Genomic DNA, 20,699 nt, shown 5'->3' on the forward strand with positions numbered 1-20,699 from the left:
ATGCCATGGATCCAACTGAAACTGAACACGACCGGTGCCAACGCTGAAGAGTTGAGCGATGCGCTGATGGAAGCGGGCTCCGTTTCCATTACTTTCCAGGATACGCATGATACGCCGGTATTTGAACCTCTGCCGGGCGAGACTCGCCTGTGGGGTGATACCGACGTTATCGGCTTGTTCGATGCAGAAACCGACATGAAAGAAGTTGTTGCCATCCTGGAACAGCATCCGCTGCTGGGTGAAGGCTTCGTGCATAAAATCGAACAGCTCGAAGACAAAGACTGGGAACGCGAATGGATGGATAACTTCCACCCGATGCGCTTTGGCGAACGTCTGTGGATTTGCCCGAGCTGGCGCGATGTCCCGGATGAGAATGCTGTCAACGTGATGCTGGACCCGGGTCTGGCGTTTGGTACAGGCACGCACCCCACCACCTCTCTGTGCCTGCAATGGCTAGACGGTCTTGATCTTAACGGTAAAACGGTTATCGACTTTGGCTGCGGCTCCGGCATTCTTGCCATTGCGGCACTGAAACTGGGTGCGGCGAAAGCCATCGGCGTGGATATCGATCCGCAAGCGATTCAGGCCAGCCGTGATAACGCCCAGCGTAATGGCGTTTCTGAGCGTCTGGAGCTTTATCTGCCGAAAGACCAGCCAGAAGCCATGAAAGCCGACGTGGTGGTCGCCAACATCCTCGCGGGCCCATTACGTGAACTGGCGCCGTTAATCAGCGTACTGCCCGTTGAGGGTGGTCTACTGGGGCTTTCTGGTATTCTTGCCAGCCAGGCGGAAAGCGTCTGTGAAGCCTATGCCGATCTCTTTACGCTCGATCCGGTTATTGAGAAAGAAGAGTGGTGTCGCATTACCGGCCAGAAAAAATAATCCCTTCCGGCGTGGTTATCTGACCACGCCATTTTCAGACAATAGACCAGCATACCGACACTTTCCTCAGCGATATAATAATCAATTGATTTTGTTATTTTTTATATTGATTTTCATTGAGTAAACGTATGCGTTTCAACTGTTTTACAACAACTTTGCTGGCAGCATGCCTGATGCCACTGACCACGCTGGCCGTACCATGGGGATATACCGAAGAAAACGGCCCCGCACGGTGGGGAGAAATCAGCAAAGCGTATGCAACGTGCCAGACAGGCATAAACCAATCCCCCATAGACATCCAGACCACCACAACCAGTAAACTCGGTCTTCCCGCGCTCAACATGCAGTACGTCGATGGCCCAACTAGATTTCGGAGCATTAACCATACGTTGCAGGCAACGATGAGTAGCTATACATCTAATTCCATTGAAATTGATGAAACGCTTCATTATTTAAAACAATTTGAATTCCACGCCCCGAGTGAACATGCCCTCAACGGTAAAACCTATCCGCTGGAGCTGCAGCTGCTCCACAAAAATCAATCCGGAGACATCGCTATCGTGGCGGTTATGTTTGACGTCGGCGAACCGAACCAGGCGATTCAAAATTTGTGGGAGTCCTTTCCAGCCATGGAAGACAGCAGTATGCCCATCTTCTCACCAGTTAATATCAATCAGCTTTTACCCGACAATAAAACCTACTGGCGCTACCGTGGTTCGTTAACAACGCCACCCTGCACCGAAGGCGTCACCTGGGCTGTCCTGAAAACGCCTGTTGCTCTTTCAGCCGAACAGTTGGATAAATTTCACTACATTGTTGGGCCTGCAAACAATCGCCCGCTGCAGCCGTTGAATGAACGCAAGATTACGGACAGCTATTCTGGGGATACCGAGATCCTGTACTAAAATGAGGTAGCGATCACACAATGGCGAGGTAATTTGCTGATTAATTCAGCAGAATATCTTGTCAGTACCTTCTGCAGCTGAAGAAAAAATGAGAAGTTACGCAAAATTATATGTGTATATAAAATCGACACATTTTTATAATGCAATGATTTATATGATTAAATATTTTCATGCGTTCACATTTACGGCAATTCATTGATCCACCTCAGTGGATTGGTCAAAGTTTGGCCTTTCATCTCGTGCGAAAAATGCGTAATATACGCCGCCTTGCAGTCACAGTATGGTCATTTCTTAACTCATGCGCATCGGACAATACCAGCTCAGAAATCGCCTGATCGCAGCACCTATGGCTGGCATCACTGACAGACCATTCAGGACGCTGTGCTATGAGATGGGAGCAGGATTGACGGTATCCGAGATGATGTCTTCTAACCCGCAGGTTTGGGAAAGTGACAAGTCTCGTTTACGGATGGTGCACGTTGATGAGCCAGGAATTCGCACGGTGCAAATTGCCGGTAGCGACCCTGTTGAGATGGCCGATGCCGCACGTATTAACGTGGAAAGCGGCGCCCAGATTATTGATATCAATATGGGGTGTCCGGCTAAAAAAGTGAATCGTAAGCTCGCAGGTTCAGCCCTCTTGCAGTACCCGGATTTAGTGAAGTCGATACTAACCGAGGTCGTCAATGCAGTGGACGTTCCTGTCACACTCAAGATTCGCACCGGCTGGGCTCCGGAACACCGTAACTGCGTAGAGATTGCCCAACTGGCTGAAGATTGTGGCATTCAGGCTCTGACCATTCATGGACGCACCCGCGCCTGTTTGTTCAATGGAGATGCTGAGTACGACAGTATTCGGGCAGTTAAGCAGAAAGTTTCCATTCCGATTATCGCGAATGGCGACATTACTGACCCGCATAAAGCCAGAGCTGTACTCGACTATACGGGGGCGGATGCCCTGATGATAGGACGTGCAGCTCAGGGAAGACCCTGGATCTTTCGGGAAATCCAGCATTATCTGGACACTGGGGAGCTGCTGCCCCCGCTGCCTCTGGCAGAGGTGAAGCGCTTGCTTTGTGCGCACGTTCGGGAACTGCACGACTTTTATGGTCAGGCAAAAGGGTACCGAATTGCGCGTAAACACGTATCCTGGTATCTCCAGGAACACGCTCCGGATGACCAGTTTCGGCGCACATTCAACGCCATTGAAGATTCCAGCGAACAGCTGGCGGCGTTGGAGGCATACTTCGAAAATTTTGCGTAAACAGAAATAAAGAGCTGACAGAACTATGTTCGAACAACGCGTAAATTCTGACGTACTGACCGTTTCTACCGTTAACTCTCAGGACCAGGTAACTCAAAAGCCCCTGCGTGACTCGGTTAAACAGGCACTGAAGAACTATTTTGCTCAATTGAATGGTCAGGATGTTAACGATCTCTATGAGCTGGTACTGGCTGAAGTAGAACAGCCCCTGTTGGACATGGTGATGCAATACACCCGCGGTAACCAGACCCGTGCTGCCCTGATGATGGGCATCAACCGTGGTACGCTGCGTAAAAAACTGAAAAAATACGGCATGAACTGATACTAATCAGTTAAATGTTTGTTTTAAAAGGCGCTACTCGGCATGGGGAAGCGCCTTTTTTATTAACTTCACACGGGAGGCTTTGGCGATGAACGCAAGATGTGAACCTGTCTATTTTGGCGATGAATCTAAAAAGATAATCCTGGGTGATGCACTGACCGAACTGAAAAAGCTGTCTTCTGAAAGCGTCGATCTCATTTTTGCCGATCCACCTTATAACATCGGTAAAGATTTTGACGGGATGGTGGAGTCCTGGGATGAAGAGGCTTTTCTGGCGTGGCTGTTTGAGTGCATTGACGAGTGCCATCGCATTCTCAAACCGCACGGCACCATGTACATCATGAACAGTACGGAGAACATGCCGTATATTGACCTCAAATGCCGCCAGCTCTTTACTATCAAGAGCCGTATCGTGTGGTCATACGATAGCTCAGGGGTACAGGCCAAAAATTACTTTGGTTCGATGTATGAACCGATCCTGATGATGGTAAAAGATCAGAAAAACTACACATTTAATCGTGACGATATTCTGGTTGAAGCCAAAACCGGGGCTCAACGCGCGCTAATAGACTACAGAAAAAATCCACCGCAGCCATACAATCAGAAAAAAGTGCCGGGAAATGTCTGGGAGTTCCCACGCGTTCGCTATCTGATGGACGAATACGAAAACCACCCCACCCAGAAACCCAAAGCCCTCCTGGAGCGTATAATTCTGGCATCCTCGAACCCAGATGACAGGGTACTGGATCCGTTTGCCGGCAGCTTCACCACCGGTGCCACCGCCGTGGAATTGGGTCGCAAGTTTGTCGGGATTGAGATCAATGTTGAATACGTAAAAATGGGGCTCAGAAGACTGAGTATCGGTTCTCATTTTTCAGAAATTGAGCTTGCCAAGGTGAAAAAACGTAAGACAAAAAACCTGTCTAAAAAGAGTCGATTGACGGCAAAGAGCGGCGATCTTTCAACAAAGTAAAGGCATTGTAAGTCTGCTTTTCAGGTTACAGATTTCGTGTATATTCCCTGCACGCTTGGGCATGAATACACAGGGTTTGGTAATGATTCGCAAGTATTGGTGGCTGGTTGTTTTTGCAGTATTCGTTTTTCTTTTTGATGCGCTGCTCATCCAATGGATAGAGCTGATGACAACAGAGCACGATAAGTGCCGGAATATGAACTCAGTGAATCCCCTTAAGCTGGTCAACTGCGTCGACCTCGAATAGCGCCACCAACCCCACTTCAGCAGCCGTCAGGCCTGGCGGCTAAAACTACCCCACCTGACTCTCACTCTGCGCTAATTGCCTTACGCTACCATCTGGGCTTAACATTTTTAATACATTATCAACTAATACTGGCGCTTGTTTATAAAGATCATAACTCATTGGATTAATGAGCCAGTTTTTAACAATGCCACTAAAACTCCCATGAAGAATAATTATTATAACGTCTAAATCAAGGCTGGTTGCGATAAGTCCGTCGTCCATACATTTTTGCAAGGCAATGCGCATACCCAGATGATTGATACCAATTTTTTCACGAATAGCCTGTTCCGATATCATATCGTTATGGAATTCACATTTATGATATAAAATTTGCATTAATGCCTGCTGGCGAGGATTCTGCGCAATATATTGCAACCCCACAACTAACTTTTCACGCAGTCGCTGTAAAGGATTATCTCCCCAACGGCCAATAAGCTGGTCCTGAATAAGATCGCGCAATGGCGGTTGTTGTAACCATAGTTCATTAAACAATTGCGTCTTGTTTTCAAAATGCCAATACAGCGCCCCCCGCGTCACGCTGGCGGCGTCTGCAATGTCGTTTAGCGTCGTATTGCTTACGCCACGTGCGGCAAACTGTACAATCGCTGTTTCTATCAGGTGCTGCCGCGTTTTGAGGGCATCAGCTTTCGTTTTTCTGGCCATGGTTTCAGCTGTCTGAGGTAAGGGTAAGGTAGAGAATGATTAACTTTCTTATCTAATATTTGCGGTACAGAACAAATGTATCACTTAGCATTTATTTAAACGAGCCCTAAAAAATATTATTACTGACTTTGCACACGAATAAACAAAACAAATACCAACAATCAATATATTCATAAACCAAATACTTATTTCAATTTGTGTTTATACACATCATAGTATTGCTATTAACACCTCAATGAAACAACAGTCGATTAATCTCTTTTTGCTTTTACGTGCCGTGAATCGCACCCATAAATAAGTATTGCTTACATCGCTAGCTAATAATTTGTAGGATAGCCAACTATTATTTTCTCTTGTGCGCGTTATCGCCCCTGCATTACCCGGTTAATAACGAGCGTTCGGTTTTTTAAGGAATTGAAATGACGAAAAATGCCAGGTTTTCACTCCTGCCCTCATTCATCATCGTCTCCGCTGCATTACTCGCCGGTTGTAACGATCAGGGAGAAGCACAAGCTCATCCCGCAGAACCGCAGGTGACTGTCCATGTCGTCGAAAAGGCTCCTTTAGCCGTAACGACCGAATTACCCGGGCGCACAACGGCATTCCGAATTGCAGAAGTCCGTCCCCAGGTCAGCGGGATAGTGCTTAAACGGAATTTCACTGAGGGAAGCGATATTGAAGCCGGACAGTCGCTTTATCAGATCGATCCCGCGACTTACCAGGCCGACTATGACAGCGCCAAAGGTGAACTGGCGAAGAGTGAAGCGGCTGCTGCAATCGCGCATTTAACGGTAAAACGCTATGTGCCATTGGTTGGCACCAAGTACATCAGCCAGCAAGAGTACGATCAGGCAATTGCTGATGCTCGTCAGGCCGATGCCTCCGTGATCGCGGCAAAAGCGGCGGTCGAAGGCGCGCGTATCAATCTGGCCTACACAAAAGTGACATCGCCGATTAGCGGACGCATCGGTAAATCTAACGTCACCGAAGGCGCATTAGTCACGAATGGCCAGGCTACAGAGCTTGCTACCGTTCAACAGCTCGATCCCATTTACGTCGACGTAACACAGTCCAGTAACGACTTTATGCGCCTCAAACAGTCTGTTGAACAAGGGAGTCTGCATAAAGACAGCACCAGCAGTACGGTCGAACTGGTGATGGAAAATGGTCAGTCATACCCGCTAAAAGGCTCTTTGCAGTTTTCTGATGTGACGGTTGATGAAAGCACCGGATCAATCACCCTCAGAGCCGTGTTCCCTAACCCACAGCATACGCTGTTGCCGGGCATGTTTGTGCGCGCACGCATTGATGAAGGTGTTCAGCCAAATGCCATTCTCGTTCCGCAGCAGGGGGTAACGCGTACGCCTCGCGGCGATGCCACCGTAATGGTCGTCAATGACAAGAGTCAGGTTGAGTCTCGCGCAGTCGTTGCCGCACAAGCCATTGGCGACAAATGGCTTATCAGCGAAGGACTGCAACCGGGTGACAAAGTTATCGTGAGCGGCTTACAGAAAGCACGTCCAGGCGTTCAGGTTAAAGCAACCGCCGATACCGAAACTCCTGCCACGAAAGCCCAATAAGGTAACCGGACATGGCTAACTTTTTTATCAGGCGTCCTATCTTTGCCTGGGTACTGGCTATCATTCTGATGATGGCGGGTGCTCTGGCAATCATGCAACTGCCCGTGGCACAGTACCCGACCATTGCGCCTCCTGCGGTCGCCATTTCTGCCACCTATCCTGGTGCAGATGCGCAGACGGTTCAGGATACAGTCACACAGGTTATCGAACAGAATATGAATGGTATCGATAACCTGATGTATATGTCCTCCACCAGCGACTCAGCCGGGAGTGTGACTATTACGCTGACCTTCCAGTCCGGTACCGATCCCGATATCGCGCAAGTACAGGTGCAAAATAAACTGCAGCTCGCCACTCCGTTACTGCCGCAAGAAGTTCAGCAGCAAGGGATCAGCGTCGAGAAATCGAGTAGCAGCTTTTTGATGGTCGCGGGTTTTGTTTCTGACAACCCACAAACCACACAGGATGACATTTCCGACTACGTCGCTTCGAACGTTAAAGACTCCATCAGCCGTCTGAATGGCGTGGGTGACGTGCAGCTGTTTGGTGCACAGTACGCCATGCGCATCTGGCTGGATGCAAATTTATTGAACAAATATCAGCTCACGCCGGTTGATGTGATCAATCAGTTGAAGGTACAGAACGATCAGATTGCCGCAGGTCAGTTAGGGGGGACGCCTGCATTACCTAACCAGCAGTTGAACGCCTCTATCATTGCGCAAACGCGACTGAAAGACCCTGAAGAGTTCGGAAAAGTGACTTTACGCGTGAACAGCGATGGTTCGGTTGTTCACCTGAAAGACGTCGCGCGTATCGAGTTGGGTGGGGAAAACTACAACGTCGTGGCGCGTATTAACGGTAAGCCTGCATCCGGCCTTGGGATCAAGCTGGCAACCGGGGCAAACGCGCTGGATACCGCGAACGCTATCAAAGCCAAGCTGGTTGAACTGCAACCATTCTTCCCGCAGGGAATGAAGGTGGTCTACCCATACGACACGACGCCGTTTGTGACCATCTCCATTCATGAAGTGGTAAAAACGCTGTTTGAAGCGATCGTGCTGGTGTTCCTGGTCATGTATTTGTTCCTGCAAAACATCCGGGCAACGCTCATTCCAACCATCGCTGTCCCCGTCGTATTGTTGGGCACATTCGCCGTACTTGCCGCGTTTGGCTACTCGATAAACACCCTGACGATGTTCGGCATGGTGCTCGCCATCGGTCTATTGGTCGATGATGCGATAGTGGTGGTGGAAAACGTGGAACGCGTGATGATGGAAGATAATCTGCCGCCTAAAGAGGCGACGGAAAAGTCCATGTCACAAATACAGGGGGCACTGGTTGGTATTGCCATGGTGCTGTCTGCGGTATTTATCCCGATGGCCTTCTTTGGCGGTTCAACTGGGGCTATCTATCGGCAGTTCTCCATTACCATCGTTTCCGCCATGGCGCTTTCTGTACTGGTAGCGCTGATCCTGACTCCTGCGCTTTGTGCAACATTGTTGAAGCCGGTATCGGCTGAGCATCACGAGAAAAAAAGCGGTTTCTTTGGCTGGTTTAATGCCAAATTCGATCACAGCGTCAATCACTATACCAATAGCGTCAGCGGTATTGTGCGTAAAACAGGGCGTTACCTTGTCGTCTATCTGATCATCGTGATCGGAATGGCGGTTCTGTTTATGCGCCTGCCGACCTCCTTCCTGCCAGAGGAGGATCAGGGTGTGTTTATGACAATGATTCAACTTCCGGCAGGAGCTACGCAAGAGCGCACCCAGAAAGTACTGGATCAAGTTACTCAGTACTACCTGACCAATGAGAAAGCTAACGTCGAAAGCGTCTTCACGGTTAACGGTTTTAGCTTCAGCGGTCAGGGGCAAAACTCAGGTCTGGCATTCGTTAGCCTCAAGCCCTGGAATGAACGTAGCGGCGAGGAAAATAGTGTTGAAGCGGTCATTGCACGCGCCACACGCGCGTTCAGCCAGATCCGCGATGGGTTAGTCTTCCCCTTCAATATGCCCGCTATTGTTGAACTGGGTACCGCAACCGGCTTCGATTTTGAGCTGATCGATCAGGGCGGTCTGGGGCATACGGCGTTGACGCAAGCCCGTAACCAACTACTGGGAATGGTCGCTAAACACCCCGATCTGTTGGTTCGCGTTCGTCCTAACGGACTGGAAGATACTCCGCAGTTTAAGCTGGATGTTGATCAGGAGAAAGCACAGGCACTGGGGGTATCGCTGTCGGATATCAACGAAACTATCTCCGCATCACTGGGCGGCTATTACGTCAATGACTTTATTGACCGCGGTCGTGTGAAAAAAGTGTACGTTCAGGGGGATGCAAAATACCGCATGCTGCCAGCGGACATCAATAATCTGTATATCCGCAGCTCCAATGGCGAAATGGTTCCGTTCTCTGCGTTCAGTGCATCACATTGGATTTATGGTTCACCGCGACTGGAACGTTACAACGGTATGCCATCCATGGAAATACTGGGCGAAGCGGCACCAGGGCGAAGCACTGGTGAAGCAATGGCGCTGATGGAAAGTCTGGCGGAAAAACTGCCGAATGGTATTGGTCATGACTGGACGGGTATGTCTTATCAGGAAAGGCTGTCGGGTAACCAGGCGCCTGCGCTGTATGCCATCTCGTTAATCGTAGTATTCCTTTGCCTTGCCGCATTGTATGAAAGCTGGTCTATTCCTTTCTCGGTGATGCTGGTTGTACCGCTCGGTGTTGTAGGTGCATTGTTAGCAGCATCACTGCGCGGGATGAATAACGATGTGTATTTCCAGGTTGGCTTACTAACCACTATCGGCCTCTCGGCTAAGAACGCCATCCTGATCGTCGAGTTTGCCAAAGACCTGATGGATAAAGAAGGCAAGGGGTTGATTGAAGCGACGCTGGAGGCATCACGTATGCGTCTTCGTCCTATCCTGATGACATCCCTGGCCTTTATTCTGGGGGTTATGCCTCTGGTTATCAGTCACGGAGCAGGTAGTGGTGCACAGAATGCGGTCGGTACAGGTGTTATGGGAGGAATGCTGACCGCAACATTGTTGGCTATCTTCTTCGTCCCCGTCTTCTTTGTTGTCGTGAGACGGCGTTTTAGTCGGCACAACGATTAATTTGTAAAATAAAGGCGTCTACGGACGCCTTTTTTACCTACGATGCTCCTCTTTATTTATTAGTAAGATAGCCATTTATTTCATTTAAACTACCCCTCTAAACTCGCCTACGACCTTTCTTTTTATCCATTATTTTTACAATCCACATGAATTGAGATTATTCCTCATGTCAGTCCTTTTTTAAGAAGTGGTAAAATAATCACCGAGTTCGCAGATGGCTTAGCGTTTGTCTTTGCTTAATTAGCGAAACGCTTATTTTGAGGTAACACCATGAAAAGATTAATATCCGTTGCATTGCTTACCGCATTCCTGGCTGGCTGTGCACACGATTCTCCTTGCGTACCTGTATACGACGATCAGGGGCGCCTGGTTCATACCAATACCTGTATGAAAGGCACTACCCAGGATAACTGGGAAACAGCCGGAGCCATCGCCGGTGGTGCTGCAGCCGTTGCCGGACTGACACTTGGGATTGTCGCCCTGACCAAATAAATCATCTCAAAAGCGCGGTTATTACCGCGCTTTGAGCACTAAGCATAAAATCTACATATAAGACAAAACGTTGCTTAATAGCGACTGACATATAATAAAATTATTATAGATTTCCCTCACACATCCACGATTTAAAATTAGCATTTTTTCTGTTTTTCGTTACACCACAGTTTCTTTTCATTATTCTCACGCCATTAATATTAACGCCAGAAATCGTTATCACGCGTCCTGTCTGATTTTTAAATTTTTTGCGCTGAAATGTGGCTTACGTTTCAATTTTGCACCACTTCAGGGCGCTGCATTTATTTTTTCCTGTCTACACTCTGCATATTGCGTCGAATAATCAGGCGCAAAAAACTGGCACTACCTTTGCTTAAAAGAGTATGGCCAAAGCCACAGACAGGTAAAAGACGTTTTCAGAACGTTTCCATAACAATAATTCCTCCACACAGGATGCTCTATGAAAAAGATGATAATCGCCAGCCTGGCTGCGGCCGGCGTGCTGCTTGCTGTTGCAAATCAGGCGCATGCCGGCGCAACACTTGATGCCGTAAAGAAAAAAGGGTTTGTGCAATGTGGGATCAGCGACGGCTTGCCTGGCTTTTCTTATGCCGATGCAAGCGGCAAGTTCTCGGGTATTGATGTTGATGTATGTCGTGGCGTTGCCTCCGCCGTATTTGGCGATGATAGCAAAGTAAAATATACCCCGCTCACCGCCAAGGAACGCTTTACTGCATTACAGTCTGGTGAAGTCGACATGCTCTCTCGTAATACCACGTGGACCTCCTCTCGTGATGCCGGTATGGGTATGTCCTTCACTGGCGTAACGTATTATGACGGCATTGGTTTTCTTACCCACAATAAAGCAGGTCTGAAGAGCGCTAAAGAGCTGGATGGCGCAACGGTCTGTATTCAGGCGGGAACCGATACCGAACTGAACGTGGCCGACTACTTTAAAGCCAACAATATGAAGTACACCCCCGTCACCTTTGACCGCTCGGATGAATCAGCCAAAGCTCTGGAATCTGGACGTTGCGATACGCTGGCTTCCGACCAGTCTCAGTTGTATGCCCTACGCATCAAGCTGAGCAATCCTGCGGAGTGGATCGTCCTGCCAGAAGTTATTTCTAAAGAACCGCTGGGACCTGTCGTACGTCGTGGGGATGATGAGTGGTTCTCCATTGTTCGCTGGACGCTGTTCGCCATGTTGAATGCGGAAGAAATGGGTGTTAACTCGAAAAACGTCGATGAAAAAGCGGCTAATCCAGCAACTCCGGATATGGCTCACCTGTTGGGTAAAGAAGGGGATTATGGCAAGGATCTGAAGCTTGATAACAAATGGGCCTACAACATTATCAAGCAGGTTGGTAACTATTCGGAGATCTTTGAACGTAACGTTGGATCGGAAAGTCCGCTGAAGATCAAACGTGGACAGAACAACCTCTGGAATAACGGTGGCATCCAATATGCGCCACCGGTGCGCTAATGCGTAGTGATGTAACGGGCGCCGCAACTGCGGCGCTCAGCCCAGAGTCATAGTTACTGAGGTTTTCTTATGTTCCATCGCCGCTCAACCGTAAAAGGATCGTTATCCTTTTCTAACCCTGCGGTCCGCGCCTGGTTATTTCAAATACTCGCCGTCATTGCGGTTATCAGCATTGCGGTCTATCTCATTCATAACACGATAAATAACCTGAACAATAGCGGTATTACCTCGGGGTTTTCTTTTCTCGATCGCAGTGCCGGATTTGGTATTGTCCAGCATCTGATTGATTACGAGCAAGGCGATACATATGGTCGTGTCTTTGTGGTCGGCCTGCTCAATACGCTATTAGTTTCTGCATTGTGTATTGTTTTCGCATCAATTCTCGGTTTCTTTCTCGGACTGGCACGCCTGTCAGATAACTGGTTATTGCGAAAACTCTCGACGATCTACATCGAAACGTTCCGCAATATACCGCCGCTGCTGCAGATCTTCTTCTGGTATTTCGCTGTATTACGTAACCTGCCCGGCCCACGCCAGGCTGTTAACGCACTGGATTTGATGTTCCTGAGTAACCGGGGGCTCTATATACCGGCCCCACAAATGGGAGAAGGTTTTTTTGCCTTTTGCACCGCTGTCGTTATCGCTATTGTCGTCACCATCGGATTATTTCGCTTCAACAGAATGCATCAAACCAAAACCGGCCAACTACGTCGGACCTGGCCCACGGCTCTGGCGTTGATCATACTTTTACCGGTGATTTCACAGTGGATGTTTGGCGCTGCGCTTCACTGGGACATTCCCGCACTTCGTGGTTTTAACTTCCGTGGCGGTATGGTGCTTATTCCCGAACTGGCGGCACTGACTCTGGCGCTTTCGGTGTACACCTCGGCATTTATTGCAGAAATTATTCGGGCGGGAATTCAGGCCGTTCCTTATGGCCAACATGAAGCCGCACGCTCGCTGGGTCTGCCAAATCCGGTGACGCTACGCCAGGTAATCATCCCACAGGCGCTACGCGTCATCATTCCCCCACTGACCAGCCAGTACCTGAATATCGTCAAGAACTCTTCTCTTGCGGCCGCCATTGGCTATCCGGACATGGTGTCACTGTTTGCCGGCACGGTACTCAATCAAACAGGGCAAGCCATTGAAACGATCGCCATCACTATGTCGGTATACCTGATCATTAGTCTGAGTATTTCTTTGCTGATGAATATTTATAACCGCCGTATTGCACTGATTGAGCGCTAAGGAGCCATGATGACAAAAACCCTGCTGTCTCACCCCTCACGCCAGCGCAGTAATCCGGCAAGCCGCAGCCTACTCTGGGTACGTAAAAACCTGTTCTCCAGTTGGTCAAATAGCCTGCTCACCCTACTATGCATATGGCTGATTTGGTCATTTCTTCCGCCACTGTTGAACTGGGTATTCTTTCAAGCCAACTGGGTAGGTTCAACCCGAGCAGACTGCACCAAAGCCGGAGCCTGCTGGGTGTTCATTCATGAACGCTTCGGGCAATTCATGTATGGACTTTATCCCCACGATCAGCGCTGGCGTGTAAATCTGGCCCTGATAATTGGTTTGCTGTCTATCGTTCCCATGTTCTTGAAAACAATCCCGCATCGTGGCCGCTATATCGCCGTCTGGGCCGTCGTTTATCCAGTGGTGGTTTGGTGGCTGATGTACGGGGGTTTTTTCGGGCTGGAGCGCGTAGAAACCCGGCAGTGGGGTGGATTAACACTGACGCTAATTATCGCATCCGTGGGGATTGCAGGCGCGCTTCCATGGGGCATTTTACTGGCGCTGGGACGTCGTTCCCATATGCCAGTCGTGCGGGTTTTATCCGTCATTTTCATTGAGTTCTGGCGCGGTGTGCCGTTGATTACCGTTCTGTTTATGTCCTCGGTCATGCTTCCTCTGTTTATGTCCGAAGGAACCAGTATCGACAAGCTTATCCGGGCCCTGGTCGGCGTTATTCTTTTCCAGTCGGCCTATGTCGCAGAAGTGGTTCGCGGAGGGTTACAAGCCCTACCAAAAGGTCAGTATGAAGCCGCTGAATCACTGGCGTTAGGATACTGGAAAACTCAGGGGCTGGTCATTCTTCCGCAAGCCCTCAAGCTGGTTATCCCTGGCCTGGTTAACACGATTATCGCCCTGTTCAAGGATACCAGTCTGGTCATTATCATCGGTCTGTTTGATCTCTTCAGTAGCGTGCAGCAAGCAACTGTGGACCCTGCGTGGCTGGGTATGTCGACAGAAGGATATGTTTTCGCTGCACTGATTTACTGGATCTTCTGTTTCAGTATGTCGCGTTACAGCCAACATCTGGAAAAACGTTTTAACACCGGGCGTACACCGCACTGAGGAATTTATGAGCCAATTATTAATGCCGTCTACCGACGCGATGATTACGCTGGAAAACGTCAACAAATGGTACGGACAGTTTCACGTCCTGAAAAACATCAACCTGAAGGTAAAACAGGGAGAGCGCATCGTATTATGCGGGCCTTCCGGTTCGGGTAAATCGACAACTATCCGCTGTATTAACCATCTGGAAGAGCATCAGCAAGGACGCATTGTGGTGGATGGGATTGAACTCAATGAAGACATCCGCAATATTGAGCGCGTCCGACAAGAAGTTGGCATGGTCTTTCAGCACTTTAATCTCTTTCCTCATTTAACTGTCCTACAAAACTGCACACTGGCGCCTATCTGGGTGCAAAAGATGCCGAAAAAAGAGGCTGAAGTACTGGCAATGCACTACCTCGAGCGGGTCCGCATTGCCGAACATGCGCATAAATATCCCGGGCAAATCTCTGGTGGACAACAACAGCGCGTGGCCATTGCACGCTCGCTGTGTATGAAACCCAAAATCATGTTATTTGATGAACCCACATCAGCGTTGGATCCTGAAATGGTAAAAGAAGTGCTGGATACCATGATAGGTCTGGCACAATCGGGCATGACCATGCTATGTGTAACCCATGAAATGGGCTTTGCCCGCACAGTAGCTGACCGGGTGATCTTTATGGATCTTGGCGAGATTGTGGAAGAGGCACCACCGGATGAGTTTTTTGCTCACCCCAAATCTGAACGCACTCGTGCGTTTTTATCGCAGGTTATTCATTAAAGCCATATGCCGGATACAGTTCCGGCTTATTTCCGCGTATAAACGCAAAAAGGCCATCCTTTCGGATGGCCTTTCGCTTTTATTTGATGTCTGGCAGTTCCCTACTCTCGCATGGGGAGACCCCACACTACCATCGGCGCTACGGCGTTTCACTTCTGAGTTCGGCATGGGGTCAGGTGGGACCACCGCGCTACAGCCGCCAGACAAATTCTTTTCTAAGTGCCGAACTTTAACCGAAAAACTGGTGCTGATACCCAGAGTCGAACTGGGGACCTCACCCTTACCAAGGGTGCGCTCTACCAACTGAGCCATATCAGCACACTAAATTTGATGCCTGGCAGTTCCCTACTCTCGCATGGGGAGACCCCACACTACCATCGGCGCTACGGCGTTTCACTTCTGAGTTCGGCATGGGGTCAGGTGGGACCACCGCGCTACAGCCGCCAGGCAAATTCTGTTATCAGACCGCTTTATGCGTTCTGATGTAATCTGTATCAAGCTGAATGTCGTCTCTTCGCCAAAACATCTTCGGCGTTGTAAGGTTAAGCCTCACGGTTCATTAGTATCGGTTAGCTCAATGTATCGCTACACTTACACACCCGACCTATCAACGTCATCGTCTTTAACGTTCCTTCAGGAGACTTAAAGTCTCAGGGAGAACTCATCTCGGGGCAAGTTTCGTGCTTAGATGCTTTCAGCACTTATCTCTTCCGCATTTAGCTACCGGGCAATGCCATTGGCATGACAACCCGAACACCAGTGATGCGTCCACTCCGGTCCTCTCGTACTAGGAGCAGCCCCCCTCAATTCTCCAGCGCCCACGGCAGATAGGGACCGAACTGTCTCACGACGTTCTAAACCCAGCTCGCGTACCACTTTAAATGGCGAACAGCCATACCCTTGGGACCTACTTCAGCCCCAGGATGTGATGAGCCGACATCGAGGTGCCAAACACCGCCGTCGATATGAACTCTTGGGCGGTATCAGCCTGTTATCCCCGGAGTACCTTTTATCCGTTGAGCGATGGCCCTTCCATTCAGAACCACCGGATCACTAAGACCTGCTTTCGCACCTGCTCGAGCCGTCACTCTCGCAGTCAAGCTAGCTTATGCCTTTGCACTAACCTCCTGATGTCCGACCAGGATTAGCTAACCTTCGTGCTCCTCCGTTACTCTTTAGGAGGAGACCGCCCCAGTCAAACTACCCACCAGACACTGTCCGCAACCCGGGTAACGGGTCCACGTTAGAACACCAGCCATTAAAGGGTGGTATTTCAAGGATGGCTCCATGCAGACTGGCGTCCACACTTCAAAGCCTCCCACCTATCCTACACATCAAGGACCAGTGTTCAGTGTCAAGCTATAGTAAAGGTTCACGGGGTCTTTCCGTCTTGCCGCGGGTACACTGCATCTTCACAGCGAGTTCAATTTCACTGAGTCTCGGGTGGAGACAGCCTGGCCATCATTACGCCATTCGTGCAGGTCGGAACTTACCCGACAAGGAATTTCGCTACCTTAGGACCGTTATAGTTACGGCCGCCGTTTACCGGGGCTTCGATCAAGAGCTTCTCCTTACGGATAACCCCATCAATTAACCTTCCGGCACCGGGCAGGCGTCACACCGTATACGTCCACTTTCGTGTTTGCACAGTGCTGTGTTTTTAATAAACAGTTGCAGCCAGCTGGTATCTTCGACTGATTTCAGCTCCATGAGTAAATCACTTCACCTACATATCAGCGTGCCTTCTCCCGAAGTTACGGCACCATTTTGCCTAGTTCCTTCACCCGAGTTCTCTCAAGCGCCTTGGTATTCTCTACCTGACCACCTGTGTCGGTTTGGGGTACGATTTCGTGTTACCTGATGCTTAGAGGCTTTTCCTGGAAGCAGGGCATTTGTTACTTCAGCACCGTAGTGCCTCGTCATCACACCTCAGCGTTAAAAAGGTACCGGATTTACCTGGAACCTCCGCCTACATGCTTAAACCGGGACAACCGTCGCCCGGCTAACATAGCCTTCTCCGTCCCCCCTTCGCAGTAACACCAAGTACAGGAATATTAACCTGTTTCCCATCGACTACGCCTTTCGGCCTCGCCTTAGGGGTCGACTCACCCTGCCCCGATTAACGTTGGACAGGAACCCTTGGTCTTCCGGCGTGCGGGTTTTTCACCCGCATTATCGTTACTTATGTCAGCATTCGCACTTCTGATACCTCCAGCATACCTCACGATACACCTTCAACGGCTTACAGAACGCTCCCCTACCCAACAACACATAGTGTCGCTGCCGCAGCTTCGGTGCATGGTTTAGCCCCGTTACATCTTCCGCGCAGGCCGACTCGACCAGTGAGCTATTACGCTTTCTTTAAATGATGGCTGCTTCTAAGCCAACATCCTGGCTGTCTGTGCCTTCCCACATCGTTTCCCACTTAACCATGACTTTGGGACCTTAGCTGGCGGTCTGGGTTGTTTCCCTCTTCACGACGGACGTTAGCACCCGCCGTGTGTCTCCCGTGATAACATTCTTCGGTATTCGCAGTTTGCATCGGGTTGGTAAGTCGGGATGACCCCCTAGCCGAAACAGTGCTCTACCCCCGAAGATGAGTTCACGAGGCGCTACCTAAATAGCTTTCGGGGAGAACCAGCTATCTCCCGGTTTGATTGGCCTTTCACCCCCAGCCACAAGTCATCCGCTAATTTTTCAACATTAGTCGGTTCGGTCCTCCAGTTAGTGTTACCCAACCTTCAACCTGCCCATGGCTAGATCACCGGGTTTCGGGTCTATACCCTGCAACTTAACGCCCAGTTAAGACTCGGTTTCCCTTCGGCTCCCCTATACGGTTAACCTTGCTACAGAATATAAGTCGCTGACCCATTATACAAAAGGTACGCAGTCACCCCATAAAGAGGCTCCCACTGCTTGTACGTACACGGTTTCAGGTTCTTTTTCACTCCCCTCGCCGGGGTTCTTTTCGCCTTTCCCTCACGGTACTGGTTCACTATCGGTCAGTCAGGAGTATTTAGCCTTGGAGGATGGTCCCCCCATATTCAGACAGGATACCACGTGTCCCGCCCTACTCTTCGAGTTCACAACCTGTGCATTTTGGTGTACGGGACTATCACCCTGTACCGTCGGACTTTCCAGACCGTTCCACTAACACACAAGCTGATTCAGACTCTGGGCTGCTCCCCGTTCGCTCGCCGCTACTGGGGGAATCTCGGTTGATTTCTTTTCCTCGGGGTACTTAGATGTTTCAGTTCCCCCGGTTCGCTTCATTACGCTATGTATTCACGTAATGATAGTGTGACGAATCACACTGGGTTTCCCCATTCGGAAATCGCCGGTTATAACGGTTCATATCACCTTACCGACGCTTATCGCAGATTAGCACGTCCTTCATCGCCTCTGACTGCCAGGGCATCCACCGTGTACGCTTAGTCGCTTAACCTCACAACCCGAAGATGTTTCGTAAAACACCAACGTGTTGCGAAAATTTGAGAGACTCGAACACACCGCTTTTCATTTCTTATTACGGAGAAATGAAACAGTGTGTCGTTTCAATTTTCAGCTTGATCCAGATTTTTAAAGAGCAAAACTTCGCAGTGAACCTTTTCAGGTACACTCTGAAGTTTTCTTGTGTTTTTGCAGTAAAGATGGTGGAGCTATGCGGGATCGAACCGCAGACCTCCTGCGTGCAAGGCAGGCGCTCTCCCAGCTGAGCTATAGCCCCATCGTAGTTATCTCATTCACCTTAATTCCTGCTGAGACAAGGCGTGGAGCGGCGAAGCATACTGAAGTATGCGAGTCGTTTCACAACGCGGTATCAGAAAGAATTTGGTAGGCCTGAGTGGACTTGAACCACCGACCTCACCCTTATCAGGGGTGCGCTCTAACCACCTGAGCTACAAGCCTGCAGAGATTTTCTTACTGCTAATTTTTCATCAGACAATCTGTGTGAGCACTACAAAGAACGTTTCTTTAAGGTAAGGAGGTGATCCAACCGCAGGTTCCCCTACGGTTACCTTGTTACGACTTCACCCCAGTCATGAATCACAAAGTGGTAAGCGCCCTCCCGAAGGTTAAGCTACCTACTTCTTTTGCAACCCACTCCCATGGTGTGACGGGCGGTGTGTACAAGGCCCGGGAACGTATTCACCGTGGCATTCTGATCCACGATTACTAGCGATTCCGACTTCATGGAGTCGAGTTGCAGACTCCAATCCGGACTACGACATACTTTATGAGGTCCGCTTGCTCTCGCGAGGTCGCTTCTCTTTGTATATGCCATTGTAGCACGTGTGTAGCCCTACTCGTAAGGGCCATGATGACTTGACGTCATCCCCACCTTCCTCCAGTTTATCACTGGCAGTCTCCTTTGAGTTCCCGGCCGAACCGCTGGCAACAAAGGATAAGGGTTGCGCTCGTTGCGGGACTTAACCCAACATTTCACAACACGAGCTGACGACAGCCATGCAGCACCTGTCTCAGAGTTCCCGAAGGCACCAAAGCATCTCTGCTAAGTTCTCTGGATGTCAAGAGTAGGTAAGGTTCTTCGCGTTGCATCGAATTAAACCACATGCTCCACCGCTTGTGCGGGCCCCCGTCAATTCATTTGAGTTTTAACCTTGCGGCCGTACTCCCCAGGCGGTCGACTTAACGCGTTAGCTCCGGAAGCCACGCCTCAAGGGCACAACCTCCAAGTCGACATCGTTTACGGCGTGGACTACCAGGGTATCTAATCCTGTTTGCTCCCCACGCTTTCGCACCTGAGCGTCAGTCTTTGTCCAGGGGGCCGCCTTCGCCACCGGTATTCCTCCAGATCTCTACGCATTTCACCGCTACACCTGGAATTCTACCCCCCTCTACAAGACTCTAGCCTGCCAGTTTCGGATGCAGTTCCCAGGTTGAGCCCGGGGATTTCACATCCGACTTGACAGACCGCCTGCGTGCGCTTTACGCCCAGTAATTCCGATTAACGCTTGCACCCTCCGTATTACCGCGGCTGCTGGCACGGAGTTAGCCGGTGCTTCTTCTGCGAGTAACGTCAATCGCTGCGGTTATTAACCACAACGCCTTCCTCCTCGCTGAAAGTACTTTACAACCCGAAGGCCTTCTTCATACACGCGGCATGGCTGCATCAGGCTTGCGCCCATTGTGCAATATTCCCCACTGCTGCCTCCCGTAGGAGTCTGGACCGTGTCTCAGTTCCAGTGTGGCTGGTCATCCTCTCAGACCAGCTAGGGATCGTCGCCTAGGTGAGCCGTTACCCCACCTACTAGCTAATCCCATCTGGGCACATCCGATGGCAAGAGGCCCGAAGGTCCCCCTCTTTGGTCTTGCGACGTTATGCGGTATTAGCTACCGTTTCCAGTAGTTATCCCCCTCCATCGGGCAGTTTCCCAGACATTACTCACCCGTCCGCCACTCGTCACCCAAGGAGCAAGCTCCTCTGTGCTACCGTTCGACTTGCATGTGTTAGGCCTGCCGCCAGCGTTCAATCTGAGCCATGATCAAACTCTTCAATTTAAGTTTGATGCTCGTGAATTAAACTTCGTAATGAATTACGTATGTTCACTCAGAGACTTGGTATTCAT

General features: G+C 49.9%; 14 protein-coding genes, 3 tRNA genes and 4 rRNA genes. 13 read left to right on the forward strand and 8 right to left on the reverse strand.

Going from position 1 to position 20,699, the window contains the following annotated elements:
* From prmA to G4551_RS21555, 6 genes are all read left to right on the forward strand, one after another.
* Nucleotides 1–882, forward strand: a complete 882-nt coding sequence (gene prmA / locus G4551_RS21530) for a 50S ribosomal protein L11 methyltransferase (RefSeq protein ID WP_003839878.1) — start codon at nt 1–3, stop codon at nt 880–882.
* Between the two features lie 128 nt (nt 883–1,010).
* Complete coding sequence (locus G4551_RS21535) at nt 1,011–1,787, forward strand: carbonic anhydrase (protein WP_003839876.1); 777 nt, start codon at nt 1,011–1,013, stop codon at nt 1,785–1,787.
* A gap of 298 nt (nt 1,788–2,085) precedes the next feature.
* A complete protein-coding gene (dusB, locus tag G4551_RS21540) occupies nt 2,086–3,051 on the forward strand; it encodes a tRNA dihydrouridine synthase DusB (RefSeq protein ID WP_003025224.1) in 966 nt (321 codons plus the stop codon).
* A 25-nt stretch (nt 3,052–3,076) separates the two neighbouring features.
* Nucleotides 3,077–3,373 (forward strand): DNA-binding transcriptional regulator Fis, encoded by a 297-nt coding sequence (fis, locus tag G4551_RS21545; RefSeq protein WP_000462905.1) that lies wholly within the window; start codon nt 3,077–3,079, stop codon nt 3,371–3,373.
* A gap of 88 nt (nt 3,374–3,461) precedes the next feature.
* A complete protein-coding gene (yhdJ, locus tag G4551_RS21550) occupies nt 3,462–4,346 on the forward strand; it encodes an adenine-specific DNA-methyltransferase (protein ID WP_003839873.1) in 885 nt (294 codons plus the stop codon).
* A gap of 82 nt (nt 4,347–4,428) precedes the next feature.
* Nucleotides 4,429–4,593, forward strand: coding sequence for a DUF2556 family protein (locus G4551_RS21555; protein ID WP_003025279.1), 165 nt, complete (start codon nt 4,429–4,431; stop codon nt 4,591–4,593).
* 45 nt (nt 4,594–4,638) lie between these two features.
* Here the strand turns inward: G4551_RS21555 and envR are convergent, their stop codons facing one another.
* Nucleotides 4,639–5,295: an acrEF/envCD operon transcriptional regulator gene (gene envR, locus G4551_RS21560; protein WP_003025283.1), complete on the reverse strand. Its 657-nt coding sequence runs from the start codon at nt 5,293–5,295 to the stop codon at nt 4,639–4,641.
* A gap of 419 nt (nt 5,296–5,714) precedes the next feature.
* On the opposite strand from envR, the gene G4551_RS21565 reads away from it, so the two are divergent.
* From G4551_RS21565 to G4551_RS21595, 7 genes are all read left to right on the forward strand, one after another.
* Nucleotides 5,715–6,875 (forward strand): efflux RND transporter periplasmic adaptor subunit, encoded by a 1,161-nt coding sequence (locus tag G4551_RS21565; protein WP_003839871.1) that lies wholly within the window; start codon nt 5,715–5,717, stop codon nt 6,873–6,875.
* Between the two features lie 11 nt (nt 6,876–6,886).
* Nucleotides 6,887–10,000 carry an efflux RND transporter permease subunit gene (locus tag G4551_RS21570; protein ID WP_003839869.1) on the forward strand — a complete coding sequence of 1,038 codons (3,114 nt, stop codon included), beginning with the start codon at nt 6,887–6,889 and terminating at the stop codon, nt 9,998–10,000.
* A gap of 270 nt (nt 10,001–10,270) precedes the next feature.
* Nucleotides 10,271–10,492, forward strand: a complete 222-nt coding sequence (locus G4551_RS21575) for a lipoprotein (RefSeq protein WP_003025292.1) — start codon at nt 10,271–10,273, stop codon at nt 10,490–10,492.
* Between the two features lie 460 nt (nt 10,493–10,952).
* A complete protein-coding gene (locus G4551_RS21580; RefSeq protein ID WP_003025295.1) occupies nt 10,953–11,978 on the forward strand; it encodes an amino acid ABC transporter substrate-binding protein in 1,026 nt (341 codons plus the stop codon).
* A gap of 69 nt (nt 11,979–12,047) precedes the next feature.
* Nucleotides 12,048–13,229 (forward strand): amino acid ABC transporter permease, encoded by a 1,182-nt coding sequence (locus G4551_RS21585; protein ID WP_003839866.1) that lies wholly within the window; start codon nt 12,048–12,050, stop codon nt 13,227–13,229.
* 9 nt (nt 13,230–13,238) lie between these two features.
* Nucleotides 13,239–14,342, forward strand: a complete 1,104-nt coding sequence (locus G4551_RS21590) for an amino acid ABC transporter permease (RefSeq protein WP_003839864.1) — start codon at nt 13,239–13,241, stop codon at nt 14,340–14,342.
* Between the two features lie 7 nt (nt 14,343–14,349).
* Nucleotides 14,350–15,108: an amino acid ABC transporter ATP-binding protein gene (locus G4551_RS21595; RefSeq protein ID WP_032941116.1), complete on the forward strand. Its 759-nt coding sequence runs from the start codon at nt 14,350–14,352 to the stop codon at nt 15,106–15,108.
* 88 nt (nt 15,109–15,196) lie between these two features.
* On the opposite strand, the gene rrf (G4551_RS21600) is transcribed toward G4551_RS21595, so the two are convergent.
* The 7 genes from rrf (G4551_RS21600) to G4551_RS21630 form a co-directional block, all read right to left on the reverse strand.
* Nucleotides 15,197–15,312 (reverse strand): 5S ribosomal RNA (gene rrf, locus G4551_RS21600).
* Between the two features lie 38 nt (nt 15,313–15,350).
* Nucleotides 15,351–15,426, reverse strand: a tRNA-Thr gene (locus tag G4551_RS21605).
* A gap of 14 nt (nt 15,427–15,440) precedes the next feature.
* Nucleotides 15,441–15,556: ribosomal RNA gene (rrf, locus tag G4551_RS21610) — 5S ribosomal RNA — on the reverse strand.
* Nucleotides 15,557–15,646: 90 nt separating this feature from the next.
* Nucleotides 15,647–18,553, reverse strand: a 23S ribosomal RNA gene (locus G4551_RS21615).
* A 206-nt stretch (nt 18,554–18,759) separates the two neighbouring features.
* A tRNA-Ala gene (locus G4551_RS21620) sits at nt 18,760–18,835 on the reverse strand.
* A 105-nt stretch (nt 18,836–18,940) separates the two neighbouring features.
* Nucleotides 18,941–19,017, reverse strand: a tRNA-Ile gene (locus tag G4551_RS21625).
* A gap of 72 nt (nt 19,018–19,089) precedes the next feature.
* Nucleotides 19,090–20,631, reverse strand: a 16S ribosomal RNA gene (locus tag G4551_RS21630).
* Together the 16S, 23S and 5S rRNA genes with 3 tRNA genes alongside form the textbook arrangement of a ribosomal RNA operon.
* Between the last annotated feature and the right edge of the window lie 68 nt (nt 20,632–20,699).

Origin of the sequence: Citrobacter freundii ATCC 8090 = MTCC 1658 = NBRC 12681 (assembly GCF_011064845.1) — a bacterium.
In the GTDB taxonomy this organism is placed as follows: domain Bacteria; phylum Pseudomonadota; class Gammaproteobacteria; order Enterobacterales; family Enterobacteriaceae; genus Citrobacter; species Citrobacter freundii.